Here is a 22,376-nt window from a genome sequence, read left to right on the forward strand (position 1 = left end):
GGGCGGGGTCAGTCCGCGGAGAGCGAACCGCCCCCGGTGTTGCCGGGGTTGGTGAGCACGAGCACCTGGGACACGTCGCTCCATCCGAGGTGGTGGTAGAGGTGCTGGCCGTCCGTGGACGCGATGAGCAGGCCCTGGTCGAGGTTGTGCTCGCTCATCGCCGCTGTGAGGGCCCGCATGATGAAGCTGCCCAGCCCGCGGCGGCGGAAGGCCGGCTCCGTGATGATGCGGTCGAAGACGGCATAGCCGTGCGCGACGGCCACGTGGCCGCGGGCGGCCAGGGTGCCGTCGGCGGTCGCGACGGTCACGGTGGCGCTGTGGTCCTCGTAGGCCGTGGTCAGCTTGAGCTCGTCGTCGTTGAGCCAGGGCGCCTCGACGTCCTTGCCCTCGAAGTCCATGATCATGAGCTCCTGGTCCGCAGCGACCTCGACGAGGCCGTGCTTCTCGGCCAGGGCGCGGTAGGCAGGCAGGTCGTCGGTGAGCACGGTCATCAGCCGGGGCGACGACTCCGCGACGAACGCGGCGAGGTCGGCGAACTCATCCTCGCTCGGGTCGGCGGCGAACGCCTCCCAGTCGCCGGACTTGTCGGAGAGCTGCACCGCCCGGAACGCCCCGACCTCCTTGACCGGATAATGGCGCGTGGAGGCCCAGCCTTCGACCCAGATGCCCAGAAGTTCGCTCAGCGATGGCTCTCCCATAGCCACGACGATAACCGCAACCGGAGAACCTGATAAGGGCCGTGACAGAACTGTCACCGGGGCCCGAGGCGGGGGCGCCGGTACCCTTGATGGGTGGCCCAGCACCGTATCGTCCTGTTCTACTGCTTCACCCCGCTGGCGGACCCGGAGGCGGTCCGGCTCTGGCAGCGCACCCTGTGCGAGGGGCTCGGCCTCAGGGGCCGCATCATCGTCTCCCCGGACGGCATCAACGCGACCGTCGGCGGCGAGCTGAACGCCGTCAAGGGGTACCTGCGTGCCACCAAGGAGTACCCCGGCTTCCGGAAGCTCGACGTGAAGTGGTCCGAGGGCACCGCCCAGGACTTTCCGCGGCTGTCCGTGAAGGCACGTGCCGAGCTGGTGTCCTTCGGTGCGCCCGGTGAACTCGAGGTCGGCGCCGAGGGCGTGATCGGCGGCGGCAGCCGGCTCACCCCCGAGCAGCTCCACGAACTCGTCGCCTCGGGCAGCGCCGCCGAGGACACCCGGCGCGAGGTCGTGTTCTTCGACGGGCGCAACGCGTTCGAGGCGCAGATCGGCCGGTTCAAGGGCGCGGTCGTCCCCGACACCTCCACGACGCACGATTTCCTCGCCGAGCTCGACTCCGGCAAGTACGACGACCTCAAGGATCGGCCCGTGGTCACCTACTGCACGGGCGGGATCCGCTGCGAGATCCTCACCGCCCACATGCGGCGCCGCGGGTTCCAGGAGGTGTACCAGCTCGACGGCGGGATCGTGCGCTACGGGGAGGCCTACGGGGACGCGGGCCTGTGGGAAGGCTCGCTCTACGTCTTCGACCGGCGCATGCGCCTGGAGTTCAGCGAGGACGCCGCGACGATCGGCCGGTGCGCCCGCTGCGCCGCTCCGACGTCAGACTTCCACAACTGCTCCGACCCGGCGTGCCGCCGGCTGACGCTCTACTGCCCCCAGTGCGCCGCGTCCCCGGAGACCCTCCGCTGCCCGGACGGCTGCCAGCCGGCCCAGCCGGCCCAGACCCCCGCGCCGAGCGTCACGGCCGGGTGAGCCGGTAGGCCACGTTCGCCACCGCATCCTCAGCGGCACTGAACTGCACGTCGAGGCGTCCCGCGGCCGGGACGTCGACCGGGCGCGCCCACGCGCGGTTGCACTCGAACGTGAAGTCCAGCAGCTGCGCATCGCCCGCATTCACGCGCACGTCCGCGCGGCCCTCGCCCCGGCACGCGATGTGCAGCGTGGCGGGCCCGGGCTGGGTCTGGACGGACATGCGGCGCGCTGGCCTGCCGGGCCACGCCGTGCTCGCATCCGCGGCCAGCGAGACCCCCGAGGTGTCCGGCAGCACGGTGGCCGCCCACGCCTGCAGGGACTCGCCGGCGAGCGGCTGGTCCAGGGGCGCGGTCGTCGCCAGGCCGCGCACCTGATGGGATCTGCGGTCCCGGGCGGCGGCCGCGGCCGAGGCGCTGGCCGACGCCGACGCTGCCGCCGCGGCGTCACGCTGGCCCAGGGGCGGCAGCCCGTCGTCGTACTGGTACGCGCAGCCGGCCGCGCCTGCCGCGAGGAGCGCCGCCACGAGGCAGGCCTGCAGGGGCCTCGCCCTCACCGGGCGCGCGGCAGGGCAGCGGCTCATGGCACCATTCTGCCCCCGCGCCGCCCGGGCCGATCAGCCTAGACTTCCGTGGTGAGTTCACGCACCCAGGACGACGCCCCCGCCTCCGACCGGCCCGAGCTGCTGCGCGCGCTGGCCCACGACCTCGCAGCCGCGCGATACACGGTCGACGAGGTCGCCGAGCTGCTCGGAGCGGAGGCCCACGCCGCGCTCTCACGCGACCAGATCGTGCCGGCGCTCGCGGCGACCCGCGCCGCCGGCGAGGATCCGGCGCGGAACCCGCTCGGCGCCGTCGTGCGCTTCTTCCTCCTCGCCCGGCCCCTGCCCGAGGCCGCGCTCGGGACCGTGTTCCCCGCGCTCGGCCCCCAGGGCCTCCGCGCGCTCGGGCTGGCCGAGCCGGCGGACGACGGCGGGTGGCTCGCCGCGGTCGACCTCCGCCCCTACGGGTGGGAAGTAGGGGACGGCGCAAAGGAGATCTGGGTCGCCTCCGATCTGGCGGCCCACCAGCGCCCAGGGGTCCTGCGCTCCGACCACGTGCTCGGGATCGGGCACGCCTCGGCGACCCTCGTGCAGACCACGGCCAGGCGGCAGGTCGGGCGCGCGCTGGACCTCGGCACCGGCTGCGGGATCCAGGCCTTCCACCTCCTCGGGGACGCGCGCCACGTGGTTGCGACGGACATCTCGGAGCGCGCCCTCGCGTTCGCGCGCTTCAACCTCCTGCTCAACGCCGCTGCCCTCGGCCTCGACCCGGACCGCCTCGAGGACCGGATCGAGCTGCGGCGCGGCAGCCTGCTCGATCCGGTCGCGGGGGAGCTGTTCGACCTCGTGGTCTCGAACCCCCCGTTCGTCATCACCCCCCGCGCGGCGGACGAGCGCGCCGAGGACCAGTTCACCTACCGCGACGGCGGCCTGCCCGGGGACGAGCTCGTGGCCCGGCTGGTCGCAGGGCTGCCCGCCGTCCTGGCCGAGGGCGGCACCGCCCAGCTGCTCGGCAACTGGGAGATCCCGGCCGGCGCCCCGTGGCACGAGCGCGTCCGCTCCTGGGTTCCCGCGGACGTCGACGCCTGGGTCGTCCAGCGTGAGGAGGTCGGCCCCGGCCAGTACGCGGAGACGTGGCTCGCGGACGCCTCGCAGCAGCGCGACCCCGGAGCCTACGAGGACGCCTACGCCGCCTACCTCGCCGACTTCGCGGCCCGGGGGACTGCCGCGATCGGCTTCGGGGCGGTCTGGCTGCGCCGCCCCGCACCTGGCCAGGCGCGCCTGGACCGCTTCGAGGAGCTCACCCATCCGCTCGAGCAGCCGATCGGGCCCTACTGGGCCGCCGCCGTCGAGCGCGCCGACTGGCTCGCCGCCCATCCCGACCTGGCGGCCGAGCGGCTCGTCGTCGCCGGCGACGTCACGGAGGAGCGCCACCAGCGCCCCGGGGCCGAGCACCCGGGGGTGATCCTCCTGCGCCAGGGCGCGGGCTTCCGCCGCACAACCCTGCTGAGCACCGAGCTGGCGGGCTTCGTCTCGGCGTGCGACGGCGGGCTCACGGCCGGGCAGATCGCGTCCGCGCTCGCTGCGCTCCTCGGCCGCGACGATGAGGGCTTCCGCCCGGGCCTCCTCGCCGAGGCCGCGAATCTGGTCGCCGAGGGCTTCCTCGTTCCGGCCGAGACGGCTGCCGGACCCGCCGATGACATGACGCCGGGGAATCGTGAAGAAACAGCTTGACATCGCCTCGAGTGTGGCGTTTATTACACTCCAATACCGGCACAACGAAAAAGCAGCATGACGGACAAGAAGCGCAGTTCCCGCACCGAGAACCCGGTCCGGATCACCGACCCCAAGGCCATCCGCGCGCTGGCGCACGCGGCCCGCCTCGAGGCCATCAACGAGCTCTACTCGAGCCAGGAGAGCCGCACCGCCACTGAGCTGGCGGCGTTCACGGGCCTGACCCCGAGTGCCATGAGCTACCACCTCCGCGCCCTGAAGAAGTGGGGCATCGTGGTGGACGCGCCGAGCGACGGCGACGGCCGTGAGCGGCGCTGGAAGGCCGCCGGCACCGACCTCAACCTGGACACGGCCACGACCGGCCAGACCCCGGGGCTCGCGATCATCGACATGGAGATCGACTCGCTGCGCACCCGGATCGCCAGCCACGCCAAGCACCGCGACGCGGCCAGGCGCCGCGGTGAGCCGGATGAGTCGCCGGTCATGATGATCTCCGGCAACGTCCTCAAGCTCACCCTCGAGCAGCGGGCCCGCTTCAAGCAGCGGATGCTCGAGCTCATGGACGAGTTCGAGTTCGAGGAGCACCCCGCGGGCGAGGACACCGAGCGGATGTACTTCGTCTGGTCGATGCTGCCCGAGGTGCGCGAGGCGGTGAAGTCGGCGCCCAAGGAGACGGGCGAGCGGCGCCGGCCCGCTGCGCGCCGGACGGCGGCCCGCACGCCGGACACCGAGGAGCCTGGCCGCGCGTCCTCGGGCGGGGCGGCGCGCCCCGCCCCGGTCGCCGGTTCCTGAGGGCGCCTGTCCACAGCTGCACGCCCGGCTTGCGCGTGGGCGGCCGTCGTATGGTGAACTAGGGACTTGCGCGGCGCTCCGCCGCGCCCCCTCGTGCCAGGACGCCGGCCTCCATCGGATCTGGCGGGCACGGGAGATCTGCAGCAGTTTGGCGAGGAGTACCGTGGCCACGAAGGCTAGAACCGGCAAGAAGCTCGTGATCGTGGAGTCGCCGGCCAAGAGCAAGACGATCGCCCAGTACCTGGGCGACGGCTTCGAAGTCGACGCGTCGATGGGCCACATCCGCGACCTTCCCCAGCCCTCGGACCTGCCCGCCGAGCTCAAGAAGTCCTCGGTGGGCAAGTTCGCCGTGGACATCGAGCACGGCTTCGAGCCCTACTACGTGGTCTCCCCCGACAAGAAGAAGAAGGTTGCGGAGCTCAAGGCCAAGCTCAAGGACGCCGACGAGCTCTACCTCGCCACCGATGGCGATCGCGAGGGCGAGGCCATCGCGTGGCACCTGCTCGAGGTGCTCAAGCCCAAGGTGCCCGTGCACCGCCTGACCTTCCCCGAGATCACCAAGGAAGCGATCCAGCGCGCCATGGCGGAGCTGCGCGATGTCGACGAGTCGCTCGTCGACGCCCAGGAGACCCGCCGCGTCCTGGACCGCCTGTACGGCTACGAGATCTCCCCGGTGCTCTGGCGCAAGGTCGCCGGCGGCCTGTCGGCCGGCCGTGTGCAGTCCGTGGCGACCCGGCTCGTGGTGGAGCGGGAGCGCGAGCGCATGGCCTTCCGCGCCGCGAGCTACTGGGACCTCCTCGCAACCCTCGCTCCGGCCGGGAAGGGCGCGGACGACGCCGCCGCCCGCCAGACCTTCCAGGCCCGCCTTGCGCAGGTGGACGGGAAGAAGGTCGCCACCGGGCGCGACTTCGACGACCGCGGCCAGCTCAAGGCCAAGAACGCCGAGCTGCTCACGGAGGCGACCGCGACGGCGCTCGCGGAGGGCCTGCGGGACGCCGCCTTCGCCGTCCGCTCCGTCGAGGAGAAGCCTTACACCCGCCGCCCGGCGGCCCCGTTCACGACCTCCACCCTCCAGCAGGAGGCGGCCCGCAAGCTGCGGTTCTCCGCGCGGGTGACGATGCAGGTTGCCCAGCGCCTGTACGAGAACGGCTACATCACCTATATGCGTACGGACTCCACGGCGCTGTCGGACCAGGCCGTGACGGCCGCGCGGCGGCAGGCCTCGGAGCTCTACGGGGCGGAGTACATCCCCGCGAGGCCCCGCGTGTACGCGTCCAAGTCGAAGAACGCCCAGGAGGCCCACGAGGCCATCCGCCCCTCGGGGGACTCCTTCCGGACCCCCGCCCAGGTTGCCAAGCAGCTCTCCGGGGACGAGTTCCGCCTCTACGAGCTCATCTGGAAGCGCACGGTCGCCTCCCAGATGGAGGACGCGAAGGGCTCCACCGCGACCGTCCGCCTCGGCGCGACGGCCGTCTCCGGCGAGGCCGCCGGCCGGGACGCCGAGTTCGCCGCCTCCGGCACGGTCATCACGTTCCGAGGCTTCCTCGCCGCGTACGAGGAGGGCCGCGACGAGGTCCGCGAAGACGCCGAAAATGCTGCCAGCGGCGCGGCGGCAGGCTCCGGCGAGGGCGGCCGCCTCCCGGTGCTCGCCGAGGGGCAGGCCCTCGACGCCCTCGAGATCGCCTCGAACGGCCACCAGACCTCGCCGCCCCCGCGCTACACGGAGGCCTCCCTCGTGAAGACGCTCGAGGAGCGCGGGATCGGCCGCCCGTCCACCTACGCGGCGACGATCTCCACGATCATGGACCGCGGGTACGTCCGCAGCCGCGGCACGGCGCTCGTGCCCAGCTGGATCGCGTTCTCGGTCGTCCGGCTGCTCGAGGAGCACTTCCACGACTACGTCGACTACGACTTCACCGCCGAGATGGAGGAGGACCTCGACAAGATCGCCGCGGGCCAGCAGGCCGGCTCCGACTGGCTGAGCCACTTCTACTTCGGCGACGGCACCAACCCGGGCCTGACCACGATCGTCAACGGGCTCGGCGAGATCGACGCGCGCGAGGTCAACTCGGTCGAGATCGCCCCCGGCATCGTGCTGCGCGTGGGCAAGTACGGGCCGTACCTCGAGAAGCCGCTCCCGGCGGACGCGCCCGAGGGCACGGTCCCCGAGCGCGCCAACGTCCCCGAGGACCTCGCCCCGGACGAGCTCACCGCGGAGAAGGCGCTCGAGCTCATGGAGAGCGCCGGCCCCGAGGAGCGCGTCCTCGGCCAGGACCCGCACACCGGGCACACGGTCGTGGCCAAGAACGGCCGGTACGGCGCCTACGTCACCGAGGTCATCCCCGAGCTGACGCCCGAGCAGATCGCAGCCCAGCCGGTGGAGTACTACAAGAACGGCAAGCCGAAGCCGCCCAAGAAGCCCGTCAAGGTCAAGCCCCGCACGGCCAGCCTGTTCAAGTCGATGACCCTGGACACCGTGACCCTCGAGCAGGCCCTGCAGCTGCTCACGCTCCCGCGCCGCCTCGGCGAGGACGCGGAGGGCACCGCGATCACGGTGCAGAACGGCCGGTTCGGCCCGTACCTGAAGAAGGGCACCGATTCGCGCTCGATCGGCTCCGAGGAGGAGATCTTCACGATCACCCTCGAGCAGGCGCTCGAGATCTACTCCCAGCCCAAGACACGCGGCGGCCGGACGGCCGCGGCGCCGCTGGCAGAGTTCGGGGAGGACCCGGCCTCCGGCAAGCCGATCGTGGTCAAGGAGGGCCGCTTCGGGCCGTACATCACGGACGGCGAGACGAACATCACCGTTCCACGGGCCACCGCCATCGAGGAACTCACCCGGGAGCGCGCCATCGAGCTCCTTGCCGAGAAGCGGGCCAAGAGCCCGGCCAAGAAGCCCGTCCGGCGTTCGGGCGGCCGAGCGAAGGCAGGTGCCAAGTGAGCACGCACGACGGCGAGCCGGTCACCGGCGGCGAGCACGCGCCGTCGTCCGCCGAGACGGACGCGGTCCCCGCACACCTCGACCCGGTCCCGCTGACCGAGCTCGAGGCCTCCCTGGCCGAGGCGACCGCCTCCGGGTCCGACGACGACGCCCAGCAGTCGATCCTGGCCTTCCTCAACAGCCTCGTGTGCCTGCTCGTGCCGGAGCCCGTCCCGGGGGAGACAGAGAGCGGCGCGGACACCGTGGAGCCGCTCGTCCTGACGGGCGGCGAGGGGAAGCCCGTGGTCGCGGCCTTCACCCACCGGGCCCGCATCCGGCCGGACTTCCTCGAGCACGCCCCCACCGTGGTGCAGACGCAGGGCGCCGTGCTGCTGCAGAACCTCGGCACCGAGCTCGGGCTCGTGCTCAACCCGGGCAGCGCCTACGGCTTCGAGCTGAGCAGCGAGCACGTGGCGGCGGTGCTGCGCGACTTCCGCCCGGCCGAGCCGGGTGAACTGGACGCGGACGGTTCGGCCGGCTCAGCCGGGGAATAATGGGCACATGCGGCTAGGCGTCCTCGACATCGGCTCGAACACCGTGCACCTGCTCCTGGTGGACGCCCACCCGGGTGCGCAGCCGGTGGCCTACGCCTCGCACAAGCGCCCGCTCTCCCTCGTGCGGTACCTCGAGGAGGACGGCAGCATCAGCGAGCGCGGGCAGAAGGAGCTCATCGACTTCGTCCAGGAGGCCTGGGCATTCGCCGGCCGGCACCATGCCGAGGACCTCCTCGCGTTCTGCACCTCCGCGATCCGCGAGGCTCCCAACGGCGACGCGGTCCTGGACAGGGTCCAGCAGGAGGCCGGCGTGACGCTCCAGGAGCTCACCGGGCCCGAGGAGGCCGCCATGACGTTCTTCGCCGTCCGGCGCTGGTACGGCTGGGGTGCCGGCACCATCCTCGACCTCGACATCGGCGGCGGCTCGTTCGAGATGGCGATGGGTCACGACTCCCTGCCCGCCGTCGCGACCTCGGTCCCGCTCGGCGCCCAGCGCCTCACCCGCGACTGGCTGTCGGAGGACCCGCCCACGGCCAAGAGCATCAAGGAGCTGCGCAAGTACCTCCGCGACACCCTGAGGCCGGTGGTCAAGGGGTTCGAGAAGGCGGGCCCGCCCAACCTCGTCACGGGGACGTCCAAGACCTTCCGCTCGCTGGCCCGCATCGCCGGCGCCGCGCCGTCGGGCGCCGGGCCGTACGTGCGGCGCGTGCTGCAGCGGACCGACCTCGGGCTGTGGGCCCAGCGCATCTCGGCGATGGCCGCCTCCGACCGCGTCCACCTCCCCGGGGTCTCGGAGGCGCGCGCGCCCCAGCTCCTCGCCGGCGCCCTCGCCGCCGAGGCGGCCATGGAGCAGTTCGAAGTGGACGAGCTCGAGATCTGCCCCTGGGCCCTGCGCGAGGGCCTCATCCTCCGCCGGCTCGACCAGCTCGTCCACGACGGCCCCCTCGAGCCCCCGGCGCACATCGGGCCCATCCAGAGCGAGCGTCGGCGATCAGAGCGCATGCACCCCTCGAGGGCGCGCGCATGAACTCATCCAGCGGCACCGGAGCGGAAGCGGGAACCCACGTGGAGACAGCACCTCAGACGGCCCCAGAGGCGGACGAGCGCGCGGACGGAGGGGAGATCCCCGTAGCCCTCTCGAGTGCCTCGGTCTATCCGCTGAGCGTCCATGACGCCTTCGCGGTGGCCGCCGACCTCGGCTTCGACGGGGTCGAGGTCATGGTCACCAACAACTCCACGAGCCAGAAGGCCGACGAGCTGATCCAGCTCGCCCAGCACTATGACCAGCCCATCGTCTCCATCCACGCGCCCACGCTCCTGCTGACCCAGCAGGTGTGGGGCTCGCCGTGGAACAAGATCAGCCAGTCCTGCCGGATGGCGGTCGACGTCGGGTGCGAGACCGTGGTGGTGCACCCGCCGTTCCGGTGGCAGGGCAACTACGCGGAGACGTTCGCGCACGGGGTCCGGGACCTGGCCGACGCCTACGGGGTCCGGATCGCGGTGGAGAACATGTATCCGTGGCGCGTCCGCGGGCGCGAGACGCTCGCCTACCTCCCGCACTGGGATCCGATCGGGCAGGGCTACCAGGACGTCACGTGGGACTTCTCGCACGCGGCGACCGCGCGCGAGGACAGCCTCGCCGCGATCAAGGCGCTCGGCAGCACGCTGCGGCACGTCCACCTGACGGACGGCTCCGGTCGCTCGTTCCGCGACGAGCACCTCCTGCCGGGGCAGGGGACCCAGCGGGTTGCCGAGTGCCTCGCGCACCTGGGCGGGAACGGGTTCGACGGCGCTGTGGTCGCCGAGATCAGCACGCGCAAGGCCAGGGTGACGGGGGAGCGGGAGCGGATGCTCGCCGAGACCCTCGAATTCGCGCGGACCCATCTGGGCCAGCGCGCCCGCCTCGACGCGGGCAGCGGGATCTAGGCCGGGGCTTCGGCGGCGGCCCCTGCCCGGGGCCGGCGCCGAAGCTGCCTGCACCGCCCGAGGAAGAGGACCCCTTAAACGAGTTCGGCACTGGCAGTTCGGGGAAGGTTAGGGGACCATGCATCCGAACTGCCAGTGCCTGGCGGTCAGTCTTGGGGGGAGACTGACCGCCCCATCACTCGCACCCTGTGAGGTATTAGCAACTCTAGGGACGGAGTATGGGAGAACACCGGGGCGAGGGTGGGAAAAGGCTGGGAAAGGATCCGCCGGCCGGCATGCGGCGGCCGCCCCCGGCTGGCAGGATGGGGGCATGAGCAACCAGATCGCATTCCTCGGCACGGGCTCCATGAACGGGGCCATCATGGGCGGCCTGCTCGCGGCCGGCTTCCCCAAGACGGACATCGTCGCCACCGTGCGGCGCCGGGAGAGCGCCTCGGAGCTGGCCGAGCGCTACGGCGTGACCGTCATGGCCTGGGACGAGGAGAGCGACTCCAACGCGCAGGCCGCGCGCGGGGCCTCGATCGTGGTCATCGGCGTCAAGCCCGTCGGCGTCGCGGCCGTCGCACGCGAGATCGCGCCCGTGCTCAGCCCGGGTGCCGTCGTGGTGAGCGTGGCCGCCGCCGTGTCGATCGAGCAGCTCGAGCGTGAGCTGCCCGAGGGCCAGCCGGTGATCCGCACCATGCCGAACACCCCCTCCCGGCTCGGCAAGGGCGTCGTGGCCCTCGCGCGCGGCACGCACGCCACCACCGAGCAGGTCGAGCACATCAAGAAGCTCTTCGGCGGCCTCGGCCTGGTGGTGGAGGTCTCCGAGGACCAGATCGCGGCGGTGAGCGCCGTGAGCGGATCCGGCCCCGCGTACGCCTTCTACCTGGCCGAGGCCATGGCCAAGGCTGGCGAGTCGCTCGGCCTCGAGCCCCGGCTCGCGCTCCAGCTCGCGCGCGAGACGGTGGTCGGCGCCGGCTACATGCTGGACGAGCCCGGCGCGGACCCGGCCGCGCTCCGGCGCGCCGTGACGAGCCCCAAGGGCACCACTGAGCAGGCCATCCGCGTCTTCGACGAGCGGGGCCTGCCGGGCATCATCGCCGACGGCGCGCGTGCCGCCGTCGAGCGTTCGGACGAGATCACCCGCGAGCTCGGCCGGGCCCCTCGGGTCTGACGGTCCCGGTCTCAGAGGAGATCATGGGCGGCAGCGAACAGGGCTGCTCCCGCCCGGGTCGAGCACCCGGTCTTGACGTAGATGTGGCGCACGTGGTGGTCGGCGGTGGCCGGTGAGACTCCCAGCGCCGCCGCGACCTCTTTCTTGGTCGCCCCGCGGCAGAGGAGCCGCAGGACCTCGACCTCTCTGGCGGTGAGGCCCGCTGGCCATGCGGGACGTGAACGGCGGTCCCTCGCGCCCGCGGCAGCGAGGACAGCGTCCACGGCGTCGCTGTCAAGGCGGTGCGGGGCTTCCCGGGAGAGCGCGTCCGCGGCCCGGGCCGCGGAGGGCTGGGGCCGGCCGGGGGCGGCAATGAGCAGCTCGCGGAAGGCGTCTGCGGCCGCCAGGACCCTGGCCTCCCACGGCTGCTCGCCGGCCGTCGCCCCCCGATAGTAGCCGGAGCCGTCGAGCCGCTCGTGGTGCATGCCTGCGAGCCGGGCCAGCGGGGCCGTGGCGGGAACCCGCGCCAGGATGCGCTCGCTGTAATACGGGTGCAGCCGGAGCCGCTCGCTGGCATCCAGGGACCCGGCGGGGTCACCGGCGGGGACCGCAGCACGTCCGAGATCCTCGACGAGGCCAGCGCCGCGAAGGGTCTCCGCATGGTCCGGGGCTGCCGAGGCCGCGAGGGCGGCGACATCGCGAGAAAAGCCCGCCCGGGCCGGCACCTTGAGATCGGCGAAGTCGGCGAACACCGTCAGGACCTCGTCGATCCGGTCGTCGGGGACAGTTGCGACGGGTGCAGGCTCGCGGCGCAGCGCCTCGTCCCAGGGCTTCTCCGTCTGCGCCGCCTCGAGGAGCCGGTCGAGGTGCCGGAGGGCGGTCTCCGCGAGCGCTGGATCCAGGGAGCCTCCCGACCGCGCGCTGAGCGCATCGCGCAGGGCCTCGCGCCCGTGGAGGCGGTTGATCACCTCGATGTCGCGGGCAGCGAAGGCAATCCGCGCGGGGAGGGGGATATCCTCCCCGGCGAGCCCGTCGGGGAACCCCTTTCCGTCCCAGGTCTCGAACGCGGCCCTCAGGGCGGCCCTCGTCACTGCGGGGAGACCGAGCCGCACCGCGAGGATCTCCGCGGCCTCGCAGTGGGCCCGCACGCCGGCACGGAGCGTGTCCCTCCCCGTCGCCAGGAACACCGTGGCAGCCCTTGCACGCGGCAGGAGGGTACGCCCCGGAGCAAGAGCTGGCACGACCCCGCGGAGGAACTCGTGCGGCGGTGCGCCGAGCACGGGCGCGATGGCTGCCCGCAGCGCGATCTCGTCGCCGCCAGCGAGCGCCGCGGCCTCGTGCGCGTCAGCCGTGCAGCCGAGGAACCTCAGGAGCGCGGTGCAGTACACCTCGGACAGCGTGCCGCGCTCCACGCCCGCGGCATCTGCCAACTCGAGCGCCGTGAGACAGGTCCTCAGGCACTGCTCGAGCGGCTGGCCCATGCCGAGGTCGGTGGCGAGCGAGACCGCGGCCATCACCTCGGCGAGGCGCAGCGGGCGCGTCATGGGTCGATCATCGCGCCCGCGGCCGTGCGCGTACAGCATCCGCGCGCACCAGGACGCCGCGACGGCTCAGATAGCGCGATCGCGCGATGCGCCGGTGCGACCGACGCCGGATCCTAGGTGTATGAACACCGCAACCGCACACCGCGTTCTCCTCCTCCCCGGCAGCGTCCTGCCAGCCGCTCTGGCGTACGGCGCGCTCATCACCGCTCTGCGGGACAGGCTGGGCGACGCCGTCCAGCCCGTCGCCAAGGACCTCGAGGTCTATGCCGGTCCCACACCGCCCGCCGGCTACTCGCTCGATACGGAGGTGGCCGGCGTCGTGCGCGCCGCCCTCGAGCTCGGCTGGGACAGGTTCCACCTGGTGGGCTACTCCGGCGGGGGAGCGGCCGCCCTCGCGGTGGCGGCGGCCCATCCCGAGCTGCTCCAGTCGCTCGCGCTGCTCGAGCCGGCCTGGGCGGGAAACTGGGGATGGAGCTCCGCCCATCGCGCCCTGTGGGAGCAGTACCGGGAGCTGGACGGCCTCGGACCCGATGAGTTCATGGCGCGGTTCGTGCGCCTCGGCGTGCGCCCCGGCGTGACGGCGGGCCTGCCCGTGCCGGGCGGGGAGCAGCCGCCGTGGATGGCGCAGCGCCCCGCGGGCATCCGGGCCTTCCTGCAGACGTTCTCCACCTACGACCTCGACCGGAGCGCCCTCGCGCGCTTCGACCGCCCGGTCTACTTCGCCCTCGGCGGCCTCTCCAATCCCGACGACTACGGGGAGATCGCCGACCGCCTCTCCGGCGTCTTCCGCAGGTTCCGGCTCGAGGTGTTCCCCGACAGGCACCATTTCGATCCCCCTCACCGGGTCGAGCCGGACCGCGTCGCGGCGTCCCTCGCGGCGCTCTGGGACGAGGACTGACCCGGGCGGCTAGCGTGAGGGGATGAGCCTTGAGCCCCACCCCGTCACCGGAGCGCCGTTCCCGTCCCCGGTCCCGCCGGGCACCGGATGGCCGGGGGACCCGGCGACGCCCAGCACCCCCGTCGCCCACGACCCGGGCGAGGTCTCCCGCCTCGCGGCCGCGGCGGAGACGGTGGAGGACGTGGACGCCCTGAGCTCGGTGTGCCGCGCGTGCCCGCGCCTCGTCCAGTGGCGCGAGGACGTCGCGGTCTCGGGGCGCCGCGCGGCGTTCGCGGACCAGCCCTACTGGGGCCGCCCGGGCCCCTCGTTCGGCGACCCCTCGGCCTCGAAGCTCGTGCTCGGCCTCGCGCCCGCGGCGAACGGGACGAACCGGACCGGGCGCATGTTCACGGGCGACCGCTCCGGCGACTGGCTCTACGCCGCCCTCCACCGCACGGGGTACGCGAACCAGGCCACCTCGGTCGCGGCCGGGGACGGGCTCGTGCTGAGCGGCATCCGGATCGTCGCCTCGGTACGCTGCGCGCCTCCGGCCAACCGCCCGACGCCAGCCGAGCTCGCCACGTGCGGGCACTGGCTCGACCGCGACCTCGCCCTCACGGCCGCCTCGCCCGGGGGACTCGACGCCGTCCTGGCACTCGGCGGCGTCGCCTGGAACGCGGCGCTTGCCGCGGCGCGCAGGCTCGGCTGGGCCGTGCCCCGGCCCAAGCCCGTGTTCGGGCACGGGGCCGAGGTGGTCCTGGGCCTTCCGGGCGGCGGCGGTGTCCGGCTGCTGGGCAGCTACCACGTGAGCCCCCACAACACGTCCACGAAGCGGCTGACCGAGGAGATGCTCGACGCCGCCCTCCGCCGCCTCTGAGGGCGGCGGAGGGCGCCGGCCGCGGGCGACAGGCGCCTACGGACGCGCCGCGAACCGCTCGAGCAGGTCCACATGGCCGGAGACGATGAGCATGTCCCGGCTCGTGACCTTGGTGTGGGGCTGGGCGTAGGTGAAGTCCTCGCCGGGGCTCTTGACCCCCACGATGGTGACGCCGTACTTGGAGCGGACGGCCGACTCGGCGAGGGTGAACCCCTGGGTCTCCTTGGGCGGGTACATCTTCACGATCGCGAAGTCGTCGTCGAACTCGATGAAGTCCAGCATGCGCCCGCTCACGAGGTGCGCGGCCCGCACCCCCGCATCGGCCTCCGGGTAGATCACGTGGTTCGCCCCGATGCGGGAGAGGATCTTGCCGTGCGAGGGAGTGATCGCCTTGACCCACAGGTGCTCGATCCCGAGGTCCACGAGATTGGCCGTGATGAGCACCGAGGACTCGATCGAGGTGCCCACGCCCACCACTGCGGACTGGAACTCCTGCGCTCCGAGCTGGCGGAGGGCGTCGATGTTCGTCGCGTCCGCCTGCACCACGTGGGTCAGGGTCCCCGACCACTTCTGGACGAGGTTGATGTCCCGCTCGATGGCGAGGACCTCGCGGCCCTGCTTGACGAGCTGCTCGGCGGTGGCCGCGCCGAACCGGCCGAGGCCGATGACGAGGACCGGGGCCGAGGGGTTGGGCCGCCGGCTGGCGCCCGTGGCGCTGGGCGTGGGATTAGCCAATGATCGGCCTCTCTTCCGGGTAGTGGTACAGCTGGATGCGCTGGCGGACCGCGAGGGCGGAGGCGAGCGTGATCGTGCCGAGGCGGCCGGTGACCATGAGGGCGGTCAGGACGTACATGCCGGCGGGGGGTGACTCCGCGCTCAGGCCCGAGCTCAGCCCGCAGGTCGCGAAGGCGGAGATGACCTCGAACAGGACCCGGTCCAGGGACTGCTGGGTGATGGCGGACATCAGGAACGAGCCCACGAGGACGAGCGTGGCCCCGGCGACGATCACGGAGATCGCCACCCGCAGCGCGCTGTCGGGGATGGTGCGCCCGTAGACCTTCACGTCGCTGTCCCCTCGGCCCTCGGCGACGATGGCGAGGAACAGCACGGCGATGGTCGTGACCTTGATGCCGCCCGCCGTGGAGGCGGAGCCCCCACCGGCGAACATGAGCGCGTCGGTGAGCAGCCGCGTGGTTCCCTCCAGATGGTTCTGGTCCACGAGGTTGAACCCGCACGAGCGGGTCATGATGGAGGCGAAGACGGCGTGGATGATCTTCTCTGCGACCCCCATGCCGCCGATCGTGCGGGGGTTGTCCCACTCCATCCAGCCCCACAGGAGGCTGCCGACCGCGACGAGGATCGCGGAGACCTGGATGGTCAGCTTGACGTGGAGGCTCCATTTCCGCCACCGGAAGCCGGCCTGGCGCAGCCCGAGGATCACGGGGAAGCCGAGGGAGCCCACAAACGCGCCCAGGGCCAAGGGGACGAGGATCCACAGGTCCGCCGCGTACGGCACAATCCCGTCCGAGTGCGGCGTGAAGCCGGCGTTGTTGAAGGCGGAGATCGAGTAGAAGACCCCATGCCACACGGCCGTCCACCACCCCTCGCCGAGGGCCAGGAACCGGCCCGTCAGCACCACGGCGAGGGAGCCCTCGATCACGACCGAGGTCATGATGACGATCCGCAGCAGCTCTCCGACCTCGCCCAGGCGGCTTGAGTTGTTCAGTGCCTCCTGCGCGATGAGCTTGCTGCGCAGGCCGAGCCGGCGGCTCACCATGAGGGTCAGGAGCGAGGCGATCGTGAGCGTTCCGAGGCCTCCCACGAAGATGCCCAACAGGATCACGAACTGGCCGAAGAACGTCCAGTGCGCCGCCGTGGAGACCACGGTGAGCCCGGTCACGCAGACCGCGGACGCGGCGGTGAAGAGGGCCTCGTGCAGGGGCGTGACCTGGCCGTCGGCGGAGGAGGCGGGCAGCGAGAGCAGGAGCGTGAAGACGATGATGACGGCGGCGAACGCGAGCATCGCCAGCCGTGCCGGCGACGACGCCGCAAGCCGGTCCACGAAATCCCGCAGGCCCGTGAGGGGGCCGAGGCCCTCGCGCTGCGGCATGGGCTGCCATGTCGGCTTCGTCTGGGCCATGGAAAGCGTGTCCTGTGTGCGTCCTGGCCGTCCGGAGGGCCCGGGCGGCGGCTTCGTGTCACAGTAAACCACCAACGGCCCCCGAGGGCCGCACCCGAAGGGGTGTCCGGTAGCCTAGGCGCATGTCCGACGGCGCAGCGCAGCAGGCCAGCGGCCCCGCCAGCGCCGTCCGCAGGGTCGAGTACCCCACCCTCGTCGCGTGGAGCGAGGAGGTCCTCGCGTACGACTTCGGGCCGCACCACCCCATGAGCCCGGCGCGCCTGGACCTGACCGCACGGCTGTGCGAGGACCTCGGACTGTTCGGGCTGCCCGTGGTCCGCGTCGTCGAGCCCCCCGTGGCCACCGACGACGAGCTCGCCACCGTCCACACCCGCGAGTACATCGCCGCGGTCCGCCGTGTCAGCGAGAATCCCGCCGAGCCCGAGCCGGGCCGTGGGCTCGGAACCGAGGATGACCCCGCCTTCGCCGGCATGCACGCGGCGAGCGCCCGGATCGTGGGAGGATCGCTGGCCGCCGCGGAGGCCGTCCTCGACGGCTCCGCAGTGCACGCCGTCAACTTCGCCGGGGGCATGCACCACGCCGCCGCCGACCGCGGCAGCGGGTTCTGCATCTACAACGACGTCGCGGCGGCGGTCCAGCGGCTCCTGGACCGGGGCGTGCAGCGTGTGGCGTACATCGACACGGACGCGCACCACGGCGACGGCACGGAGCGCATCTTCTGGGACGAGCCGCGCGTCCTGACCATCTCGCTCCACGAGAGCGGGCTGACGCTCTTCCCGGGCTCGGGCTTCCCGAACGAGGTGGGCGGTCCGCACGCGGAGGGCACCGCCGTCAACGTCGCCCTGCCCGCCGGGACCCGCGATGCGGGCTGGCTGAGGGCCTTCCACGCCGTGGTCCCCCAGCTCGTCGAGGCGTTCCGGCCCGAGGTGATCGTGAGCCAGCACGGCTGCGACTCCCACCACCTCGACCCCCTGACCAACCTGAAGGTCACCGTGGACGCCCAGCGGGAGGCCGCGCTGTCCATCTCGGCGCTGGCGCGCCGGTTCTGCGAGGGCCGCTGGATCGCCACGGGAGGGGGCGGGTACGAGGTCGTCCAGGTGGTCCCGCGGGCCTGGGCCCATCTGGTCGGGATTGCAGCGGGCCACCCCGTGCACCTGCGCACCCCGACGCCTCAGCGGTGGCGCGACTACGTACACGAGAAGTACGGCAGGAACGCCCCGGCGCTGATGGGGGAGGACGCCGACACCTGGTGGCGCTCGTGGGAGATCGGCTTCAACCCGAACGATCCGGTGGACCGGGCCGTCATGGCCACCCGCAAGGAGATCTTCCCCCTGCAAGGCCTGGACCCGTGGTTCGACTGAGTCCGCGGCCCTCGCCGGGATGGGTAGGCTGGAAGCATGGTGACTGACATCTTCGCCGTCATCGCTGACCGCACGCGGAGGGACATCCTCGACACGCTGCGGACCGGTGACAAGGCAGTGGGCGAACTCGTCGAGGCCCTCGCCGCGAGCCAGCCGACGGTGTCCAAGCACCTCAAGGTCCTCCGCGACGCGGGACTCGTGAGCACCCGCGCCCAGGGGCAGAAGCGCTTCTACGCCCTCCGGCTCGAGCCGCTCGACGAGGTCGGCGGCTGGCTCGCCGGGCTGCGCACGACGGCGCCGTCCCCGCCCGCCGCCGCTGCCCCGCCCTCCGCGGTGGAACAGGCAGCGCCCGAGGCCGGCCCGGCGCAGGCCGAGGAACCGCCCGCCCGGGCCGCCCCGCCCAGCCCGCGCACCGGCGAGGAGGCCGCGCTGGTGCCGGCCGCCGTCGTGCCCGGCCCGGCCGAGCGGCTCGAGGCGAGGCCCGAGGGGAGCCGGCCGGCGCAGATCCAGCGCACGGTCGAGCGCGCCGCCGCGCGGGCCACGGAGCTCATGGCGAACCTGCCCAAGTTCGGGCGCCGGAAGTAGCTCGAAGAGCTCACGCGCGGCCGTCCCACCAGCCGAGGACCCGGGCGGCGTGGAACGTGAGCCACTTCGAGGGCTCTCCGGGAGGGACGTCGACGTCGAACCACGTCCGCCCCGGGTACCGGTGCTCCTGCACCCAGGTCCCGTCGGGCCCTCGCCTGCCCCGGACGAGCTCGACGGCCTCCTCGAGCCGCGGGTCCGGCGCGGTGCCGTCGTGGAGGGCGGAGGCCCGGAAGTAGTCCAGCGCCCGGAGCACGGTGTACTGCCAGCGGAACGGGTAGCCGAAGACCTGGAACCGCGGCCGGATCAGGTCGCCGGTGCTCGCCCGGTACATCAGGCGCCGGGCCAGGAGGTACTCTTCGCCCGCGGTGCGCGCCAGGCGGAGGCCCTCCGGGGACGCCGAGGCGCCCTGCGGGGACTGTTCGTAGGCGAGGATGCCGCGCAGGCAGCTGAGGGTCGAGTCGAACGACGAGCGGATCGAGCCGTTGACCCATTCGCAGTTCCAGCCGCCCTCGGCCGTCTGGTGGTCCACGAACCACTGCGCGAGCGCCCCGACGTCCGCGCCGAGCCACGCGCCGTTGGCGAGCGTGGCGGCGTTGATGCACGCGTCGACCTCACCGCCCCAGTAGGGCAGATCGTCGTACTCCCACCGGCTGTTGGCCGCGAGCTTCTCCGCGGTCCCGGCCAGCGCCGCGGCGTCGAGGCCCCACTCGCGCAGGGTGGTGAGGGTCCACGTCGTCGCCGTCCAGGGCTGGCCCGCATCCGGCGCGGCCTCGGGGCCGTGGACGTCGAAGTCCGCGGGGAAGAACGCCCCTCCGGCCCACTGCCCGTCGGGGTCCTGGAGTGCGAGCAGGCGTGCGCCGTGGCCCTCGGTCGCCACCCTGGCACGGGTGGCCTGCCACACCTCGGGCGCGGCCCCGGCGAGATCGCGCTCGACCTGCCAGCGCAGGGCAGGATCGGCGTCGAGGAGCCACCCGGTGAGATCGTCCCCCATGGGGGCTAGGCTACTCGCACCCGTGGGGCGGCAAGCCCCCCCCACGGGACCTTTCACGGCGGGGGTTCGAGAAGGAGGCAGACATGCTGCAGTACACGGATCCGGCGCCGGCAGGCGCGGCGGGCAGGCGTGCATTCCGGATGGGGGACAGCACCACCGGAGTCCTCTGGGGCCCGGACGACGCCGCGGGGCGCCCCCTCGTGCTCCTGGGCCATGGGGGAGGACAGAGCACCCAGGCGCCGGGGATGCGCGCCCGGGCCGAAGGCCTCGTGCACAGCGGCTATGCGGTGGCCGCTCTGGACGCCCCCGGCCATGGCGGCCGCCCCAGGACGGCGGAGCTCGAGCGGCGGATCGAGCGCATGCGGGACGCGCAGGGCAGCCCGGACTTCGGCGCCGCCGTGGCGGACCTCAACGCGGCGGTGGCCCAGGAGGCGGTGCACGAATGGAGCCTGCTGCTCGACGACCTCGAGGCCGAAGGCATGGCCGGCGCCGCGCACGCGGGGTACTGGGGCTACTCCCTCGGAGCGGCCATCGGGTTCCCGCTCGTCGCCGCCGAAGGGCGCATCCGGGCTGCCGTGCTGGGCTTGATCGGCGAGACCGTGGCCGAGAGCGCGGCGGCGATCCGGGTGCCCGTCCAGTTCGTCATGCAGTGGGACGACCCGCTCGTCTCGCGCGTGAGCGCGCTGCGGCTCTTCGACCTGGTCGGCTCGAAGGACAAGACGCTGCACGCCAACCCCGGCGCCCACGGCGAGGTCCCCGACCACGAGGAGGCGAGCTCCGTGGCGTTCTTCGCCCGGCACCTCGGTGGCGCGGCGGCCTGAGGGGGCTCGGGGAGCACCGTCCCCGTGCCCGCCGCACGGCCCGGGGGCGGCCGTCAGGGCCGCGGTGAGGCGATGGCCGTGGAGAGCCGGTGGGCCTCGGCCAGGAGCTGCTCTCCGAGCTCCTCGCGCCGGCCCGGCCGGAAGCGCGGCTCGATCCCCGTGAGGGAGAGCGCCCACGCCGGCCGCCCGGAGGGATCGAACACCGCCGCGCCGAGCCCATAGGAGCCCTCGACCACGAGCCCCGGGTTCACGGAGTAGCCCAGCTCGCGGGTCTCGGCCAGCCGCTCCCGTAGGGGGCCGGCGGCATGCGTCGGGCCGTACTCCGCGGTGCGGGCGGCGTCGTCCGCGATGATCGGCTCGGCCTCGCCGCCGGGCAGGAAGGCGAGGATCGCGATCCCGGCCGAGGCGACGCCGAGCGGGAAGCGCTTGCCCTCGTAGAGCACGAACGAGCGCACCGGGAAGCTGCCCTCCTCGCGGGCGAGGCACACGGTCTCGTCGCCCCGGCGGATCGAGAGGAACGCGGACTCGCCGGTCGCCTCGGCCAGCCGCCGGAGGGCGGGGCGGGCGAGGTGCTCGACCGCGAAGCGGCCCGCGGCGACAGCACCCATGACGTACAGCTCCGGCCCGAGGTGCCAGCGACCGGCCCCCTCGTCGAAGTCCAGCAGGCCGTCCGCGGCGAGGGCCTTGAGCAGCCGGTGGACGGTGGGCCGGGTGAGTCCGGAGGCGCGCACGATCCCGGCCAGCGACAGCCCCGCTCCGCCGGCCCGCGCGATGACCCGCAGGACGAGCGCCACGCGGCCCACGACCTGCGTGCCCTGGATCCCGGACATGGCCTCCCTCACAGAAATCCGCCACAATGTGGACATTCTACGCAGCCGTCGCCACGACGTGAACAGCTCCATCGGTACTCCCTTGTGACGCGGGCAACACCTGCTTACGCTCGCTGAGCAGAAGAGTCCACAACGTGGCCGCAGCGGGCCACGGGACGCAGCCAGCTCGAGGAGGAGCCCATGCCCACGATGTACACCGACGCCGCCGAGGCCCTCGCCGGGGCCCTCGCCGACGGCATGACCCTGGCGGTCGGAGGGTTCGGCCTCAGCGGCATCCCCGCAGACCTCATCGACGCCGTGCGGGACTCCGGGGTGACGTCTCTGACGGTCGTCTCGAACAACATGGGCGTGGACGGCAAGGGCCTCGGCGTGCTCATCGAGGCCGGGCAGGTCGCCAAGGTGATCGCGAGCTACGTCGGCGAGAACAGGCTGTTCGCGGAGCAGTACCTCGCCGGCCGCCTCGAGGTCGAGTTCACCCCCCAGGGCACGCTCGCCGAGCGGCTGCGCGCCGGCGGCGCCGGCATCCCGGCCTTCTACACGAAAACCGGCGTGGGGACCCTCGTGGCCGAGGGCAAGCCGCACGAGACCTTCGACGGCGAGCTCTACGTCCAGGAGCGCGGCATCGTGGCCGACGTCGCCCTGGTCCATGCCCACACGGCGGACACCGCGGGCAACCTCGTCTACCGCTACACGGCGCGGAACTTCAACCCGGTCGTCGCCACGGCCGGCAGGATCACCGTCGCCGAGGCCGAGCAGATCGTCCCCGCCGGAGCGCTCGACCCGAACCACATCGTGACCCCGGGCGTGTACGTCCAGCGCCTCCTCCAGGCGACCGACCGGGTGAAGCACATCGAGCAGGTCACCACGCGCCCCCGGCCGGCCGCCGTCGTCGGCTGACCCGCGCCCATCTGAAGGTCAGCTTCTGGGAGTCACCTCGCGTGACCCCCAGAAGGTGACTCCCAGAACCTGACTCCCAGAACCTGACTTCCAGAACCTGACTTCCAGAAGGAGGGCC

Annotated in this window: 21 protein-coding genes; 14 read left to right on the forward strand and 7 right to left on the reverse strand. The window is 72.8% G+C overall.

Going from position 1 to position 22,376, the window contains the following annotated elements; genetic code table 11:
• Window positions 1–8: 8 nt before the first annotated feature.
• Window positions 9–698: a GNAT family N-acetyltransferase gene (locus ACVWWH_RS00565; RefSeq protein WP_066500100.1), complete on the reverse strand. Its 690-nt coding sequence runs from the start codon at window positions 696–698 to the stop codon at window positions 9–11.
• Window positions 699–791: 93 nt separating this feature from the next.
• On the opposite strand from ACVWWH_RS00565, the gene trhO reads away from it, so the two are divergent.
• A complete protein-coding gene (gene trhO, locus ACVWWH_RS00570) occupies window positions 792–1,736 on the forward strand; it encodes an oxygen-dependent tRNA uridine(34) hydroxylase TrhO (RefSeq protein ID WP_066500098.1) in 945 nt (314 codons plus the stop codon).
• Here the strand turns inward: trhO and ACVWWH_RS00575 are convergent.
• A complete protein-coding gene (locus tag ACVWWH_RS00575) occupies window positions 1,723–2,316 on the reverse strand; it encodes a hypothetical protein (protein ID WP_457315242.1) in 594 nt (197 codons plus the stop codon). The genes trhO and ACVWWH_RS00575 overlap by 14 nt on opposite strands.
• A gap of 51 nt (window positions 2,317–2,367) precedes the next feature.
• Between ACVWWH_RS00575 and ACVWWH_RS00580 the strand changes: the two genes are divergently transcribed.
• From ACVWWH_RS00580 to proC, 7 genes are all read left to right on the forward strand, one after another.
• Window positions 2,368–4,008: a DUF7059 domain-containing protein gene (locus ACVWWH_RS00580; protein ID WP_457315243.1), complete on the forward strand. Its 1,641-nt coding sequence runs from the start codon at window positions 2,368–2,370 to the stop codon at window positions 4,006–4,008.
• Window positions 4,009–4,065: 57 nt separating this feature from the next.
• A complete protein-coding gene (locus ACVWWH_RS00585; RefSeq protein WP_084249595.1) occupies window positions 4,066–4,800 on the forward strand; it encodes an ArsR/SmtB family transcription factor in 735 nt (244 codons plus the stop codon).
• Window positions 4,801–4,963: 163 nt separating this feature from the next.
• Window positions 4,964–7,741 (forward strand): type I DNA topoisomerase, encoded by a 2,778-nt coding sequence (gene topA, locus ACVWWH_RS00590; RefSeq protein ID WP_457315244.1) that lies wholly within the window; start codon window positions 4,964–4,966, stop codon window positions 7,739–7,741.
• On the forward strand, window positions 7,738–8,274 hold the full coding sequence (locus tag ACVWWH_RS00595) for an SseB family protein (protein ID WP_457315245.1): 537 nt from the start codon (window positions 7,738–7,740) through the stop codon (window positions 8,272–8,274). The genes topA and ACVWWH_RS00595 overlap by 4 nt, the downstream gene beginning before the upstream one ends.
• A gap of 7 nt (window positions 8,275–8,281) precedes the next feature.
• The gene (locus ACVWWH_RS00600) at window positions 8,282–9,301 is read left to right on the forward strand and encodes a Ppx/GppA phosphatase family protein (RefSeq protein ID WP_457315246.1); all 1,020 of its coding nucleotides are present in this window, start codon (window positions 8,282–8,284) and stop codon (window positions 9,299–9,301) included.
• Window positions 9,298–10,200 (forward strand): sugar phosphate isomerase/epimerase family protein, encoded by a 903-nt coding sequence (locus ACVWWH_RS00605; protein WP_084249594.1) that lies wholly within the window; start codon window positions 9,298–9,300, stop codon window positions 10,198–10,200. The genes ACVWWH_RS00600 and ACVWWH_RS00605 overlap by 4 nt, the downstream gene beginning before the upstream one ends.
• A gap of 310 nt (window positions 10,201–10,510) precedes the next feature.
• Window positions 10,511–11,356 (forward strand): pyrroline-5-carboxylate reductase, encoded by an 846-nt coding sequence (proC, locus tag ACVWWH_RS00610; RefSeq protein ID WP_066500084.1) that lies wholly within the window; start codon window positions 10,511–10,513, stop codon window positions 11,354–11,356.
• A gap of 11 nt (window positions 11,357–11,367) precedes the next feature.
• Here proC and ACVWWH_RS00615 read toward each other — a convergent pair whose 3' ends face one another.
• Window positions 11,368–12,879 carry an HD domain-containing phosphohydrolase gene (locus ACVWWH_RS00615; RefSeq protein WP_457315247.1) on the reverse strand — a complete coding sequence of 504 codons (1,512 nt, stop codon included), beginning with the start codon at window positions 12,877–12,879 and terminating at the stop codon, window positions 11,368–11,370.
• A gap of 121 nt (window positions 12,880–13,000) precedes the next feature.
• Here ACVWWH_RS00615 and ACVWWH_RS00620 point away from each other — a divergent pair, with 121 nt between their 5' ends.
• Together ACVWWH_RS00620 and ACVWWH_RS00625 are read left to right on the forward strand one after the other, a co-directional pair.
• On the forward strand, window positions 13,001–13,777 hold the full coding sequence (locus ACVWWH_RS00620) for an alpha/beta fold hydrolase (protein WP_457315248.1): 777 nt from the start codon (window positions 13,001–13,003) through the stop codon (window positions 13,775–13,777).
• Between the two features lie 22 nt (window positions 13,778–13,799).
• The gene (locus tag ACVWWH_RS00625) at window positions 13,800–14,633 is read left to right on the forward strand and encodes a uracil-DNA glycosylase (protein ID WP_457315249.1); all 834 of its coding nucleotides are present in this window, start codon (window positions 13,800–13,802) and stop codon (window positions 14,631–14,633) included.
• Window positions 14,634–14,669: 36 nt separating this feature from the next.
• Here the strand turns inward: ACVWWH_RS00625 and ACVWWH_RS00630 are convergent, their stop codons facing one another.
• Window positions 14,670–15,368 (reverse strand): potassium channel family protein, encoded by a 699-nt coding sequence (locus tag ACVWWH_RS00630; protein ID WP_066500073.1) that lies wholly within the window; start codon window positions 15,366–15,368, stop codon window positions 14,670–14,672.
• Window positions 15,361–16,773 (reverse strand): TrkH family potassium uptake protein, encoded by a 1,413-nt coding sequence (locus ACVWWH_RS00635; protein ID WP_457315250.1) that lies wholly within the window; start codon window positions 16,771–16,773, stop codon window positions 15,361–15,363. Before ACVWWH_RS00635 ends, ACVWWH_RS00630 begins: the two co-directional genes overlap by 8 nt.
• Window positions 16,774–16,895: 122 nt before the next feature.
• Between ACVWWH_RS00635 and ACVWWH_RS00640 the strand changes: the two genes are divergently transcribed.
• Window positions 16,896–18,134, forward strand: a complete 1,239-nt coding sequence (locus tag ACVWWH_RS00640; RefSeq protein ID WP_457315251.1) for an acetoin utilization protein AcuC — start codon at window positions 16,896–16,898, stop codon at window positions 18,132–18,134.
• A gap of 36 nt (window positions 18,135–18,170) precedes the next feature.
• The gene (locus ACVWWH_RS00645) at window positions 18,171–18,719 is read left to right on the forward strand and encodes an ArsR/SmtB family transcription factor (RefSeq protein ID WP_457315252.1); all 549 of its coding nucleotides are present in this window, start codon (window positions 18,171–18,173) and stop codon (window positions 18,717–18,719) included.
• Window positions 18,720–18,729: 10 nt separating this feature from the next.
• Here ACVWWH_RS00645 and ACVWWH_RS00650 read toward each other — a convergent pair whose 3' ends face one another.
• Complete coding sequence (locus tag ACVWWH_RS00650) at window positions 18,730–19,710, reverse strand: squalene cyclase (RefSeq protein WP_457315253.1); 981 nt, start codon at window positions 19,708–19,710, stop codon at window positions 18,730–18,732.
• Window positions 19,711–19,793: 83 nt separating this feature from the next.
• Between ACVWWH_RS00650 and ACVWWH_RS00655 the strand changes: the two genes are divergently transcribed.
• Window positions 19,794–20,531 carry a dienelactone hydrolase family protein gene (locus ACVWWH_RS00655; protein WP_457315254.1) on the forward strand — a complete coding sequence of 246 codons (738 nt, stop codon included), beginning with the start codon at window positions 19,794–19,796 and terminating at the stop codon, window positions 20,529–20,531.
• A 53-nt stretch (window positions 20,532–20,584) separates the two neighbouring features.
• On the opposite strand, the gene ACVWWH_RS00660 is transcribed toward ACVWWH_RS00655, so the two are convergent.
• Complete coding sequence (locus ACVWWH_RS00660; RefSeq protein WP_457315255.1) at window positions 20,585–21,361, reverse strand: IclR family transcriptional regulator; 777 nt, start codon at window positions 21,359–21,361, stop codon at window positions 20,585–20,587.
• Between the two features lie 180 nt (window positions 21,362–21,541).
• On the opposite strand from ACVWWH_RS00660, the gene ACVWWH_RS00665 reads away from it, so the two are divergent.
• Complete coding sequence (locus ACVWWH_RS00665; RefSeq protein ID WP_066500055.1) at window positions 21,542–22,258, forward strand: CoA transferase subunit A; 717 nt, start codon at window positions 21,542–21,544, stop codon at window positions 22,256–22,258.
• The last annotated feature ends 118 nt before the right edge of the window (window positions 22,259–22,376 follow it).

The organism is Sinomonas sp. RB5, from assembly GCF_054063535.1.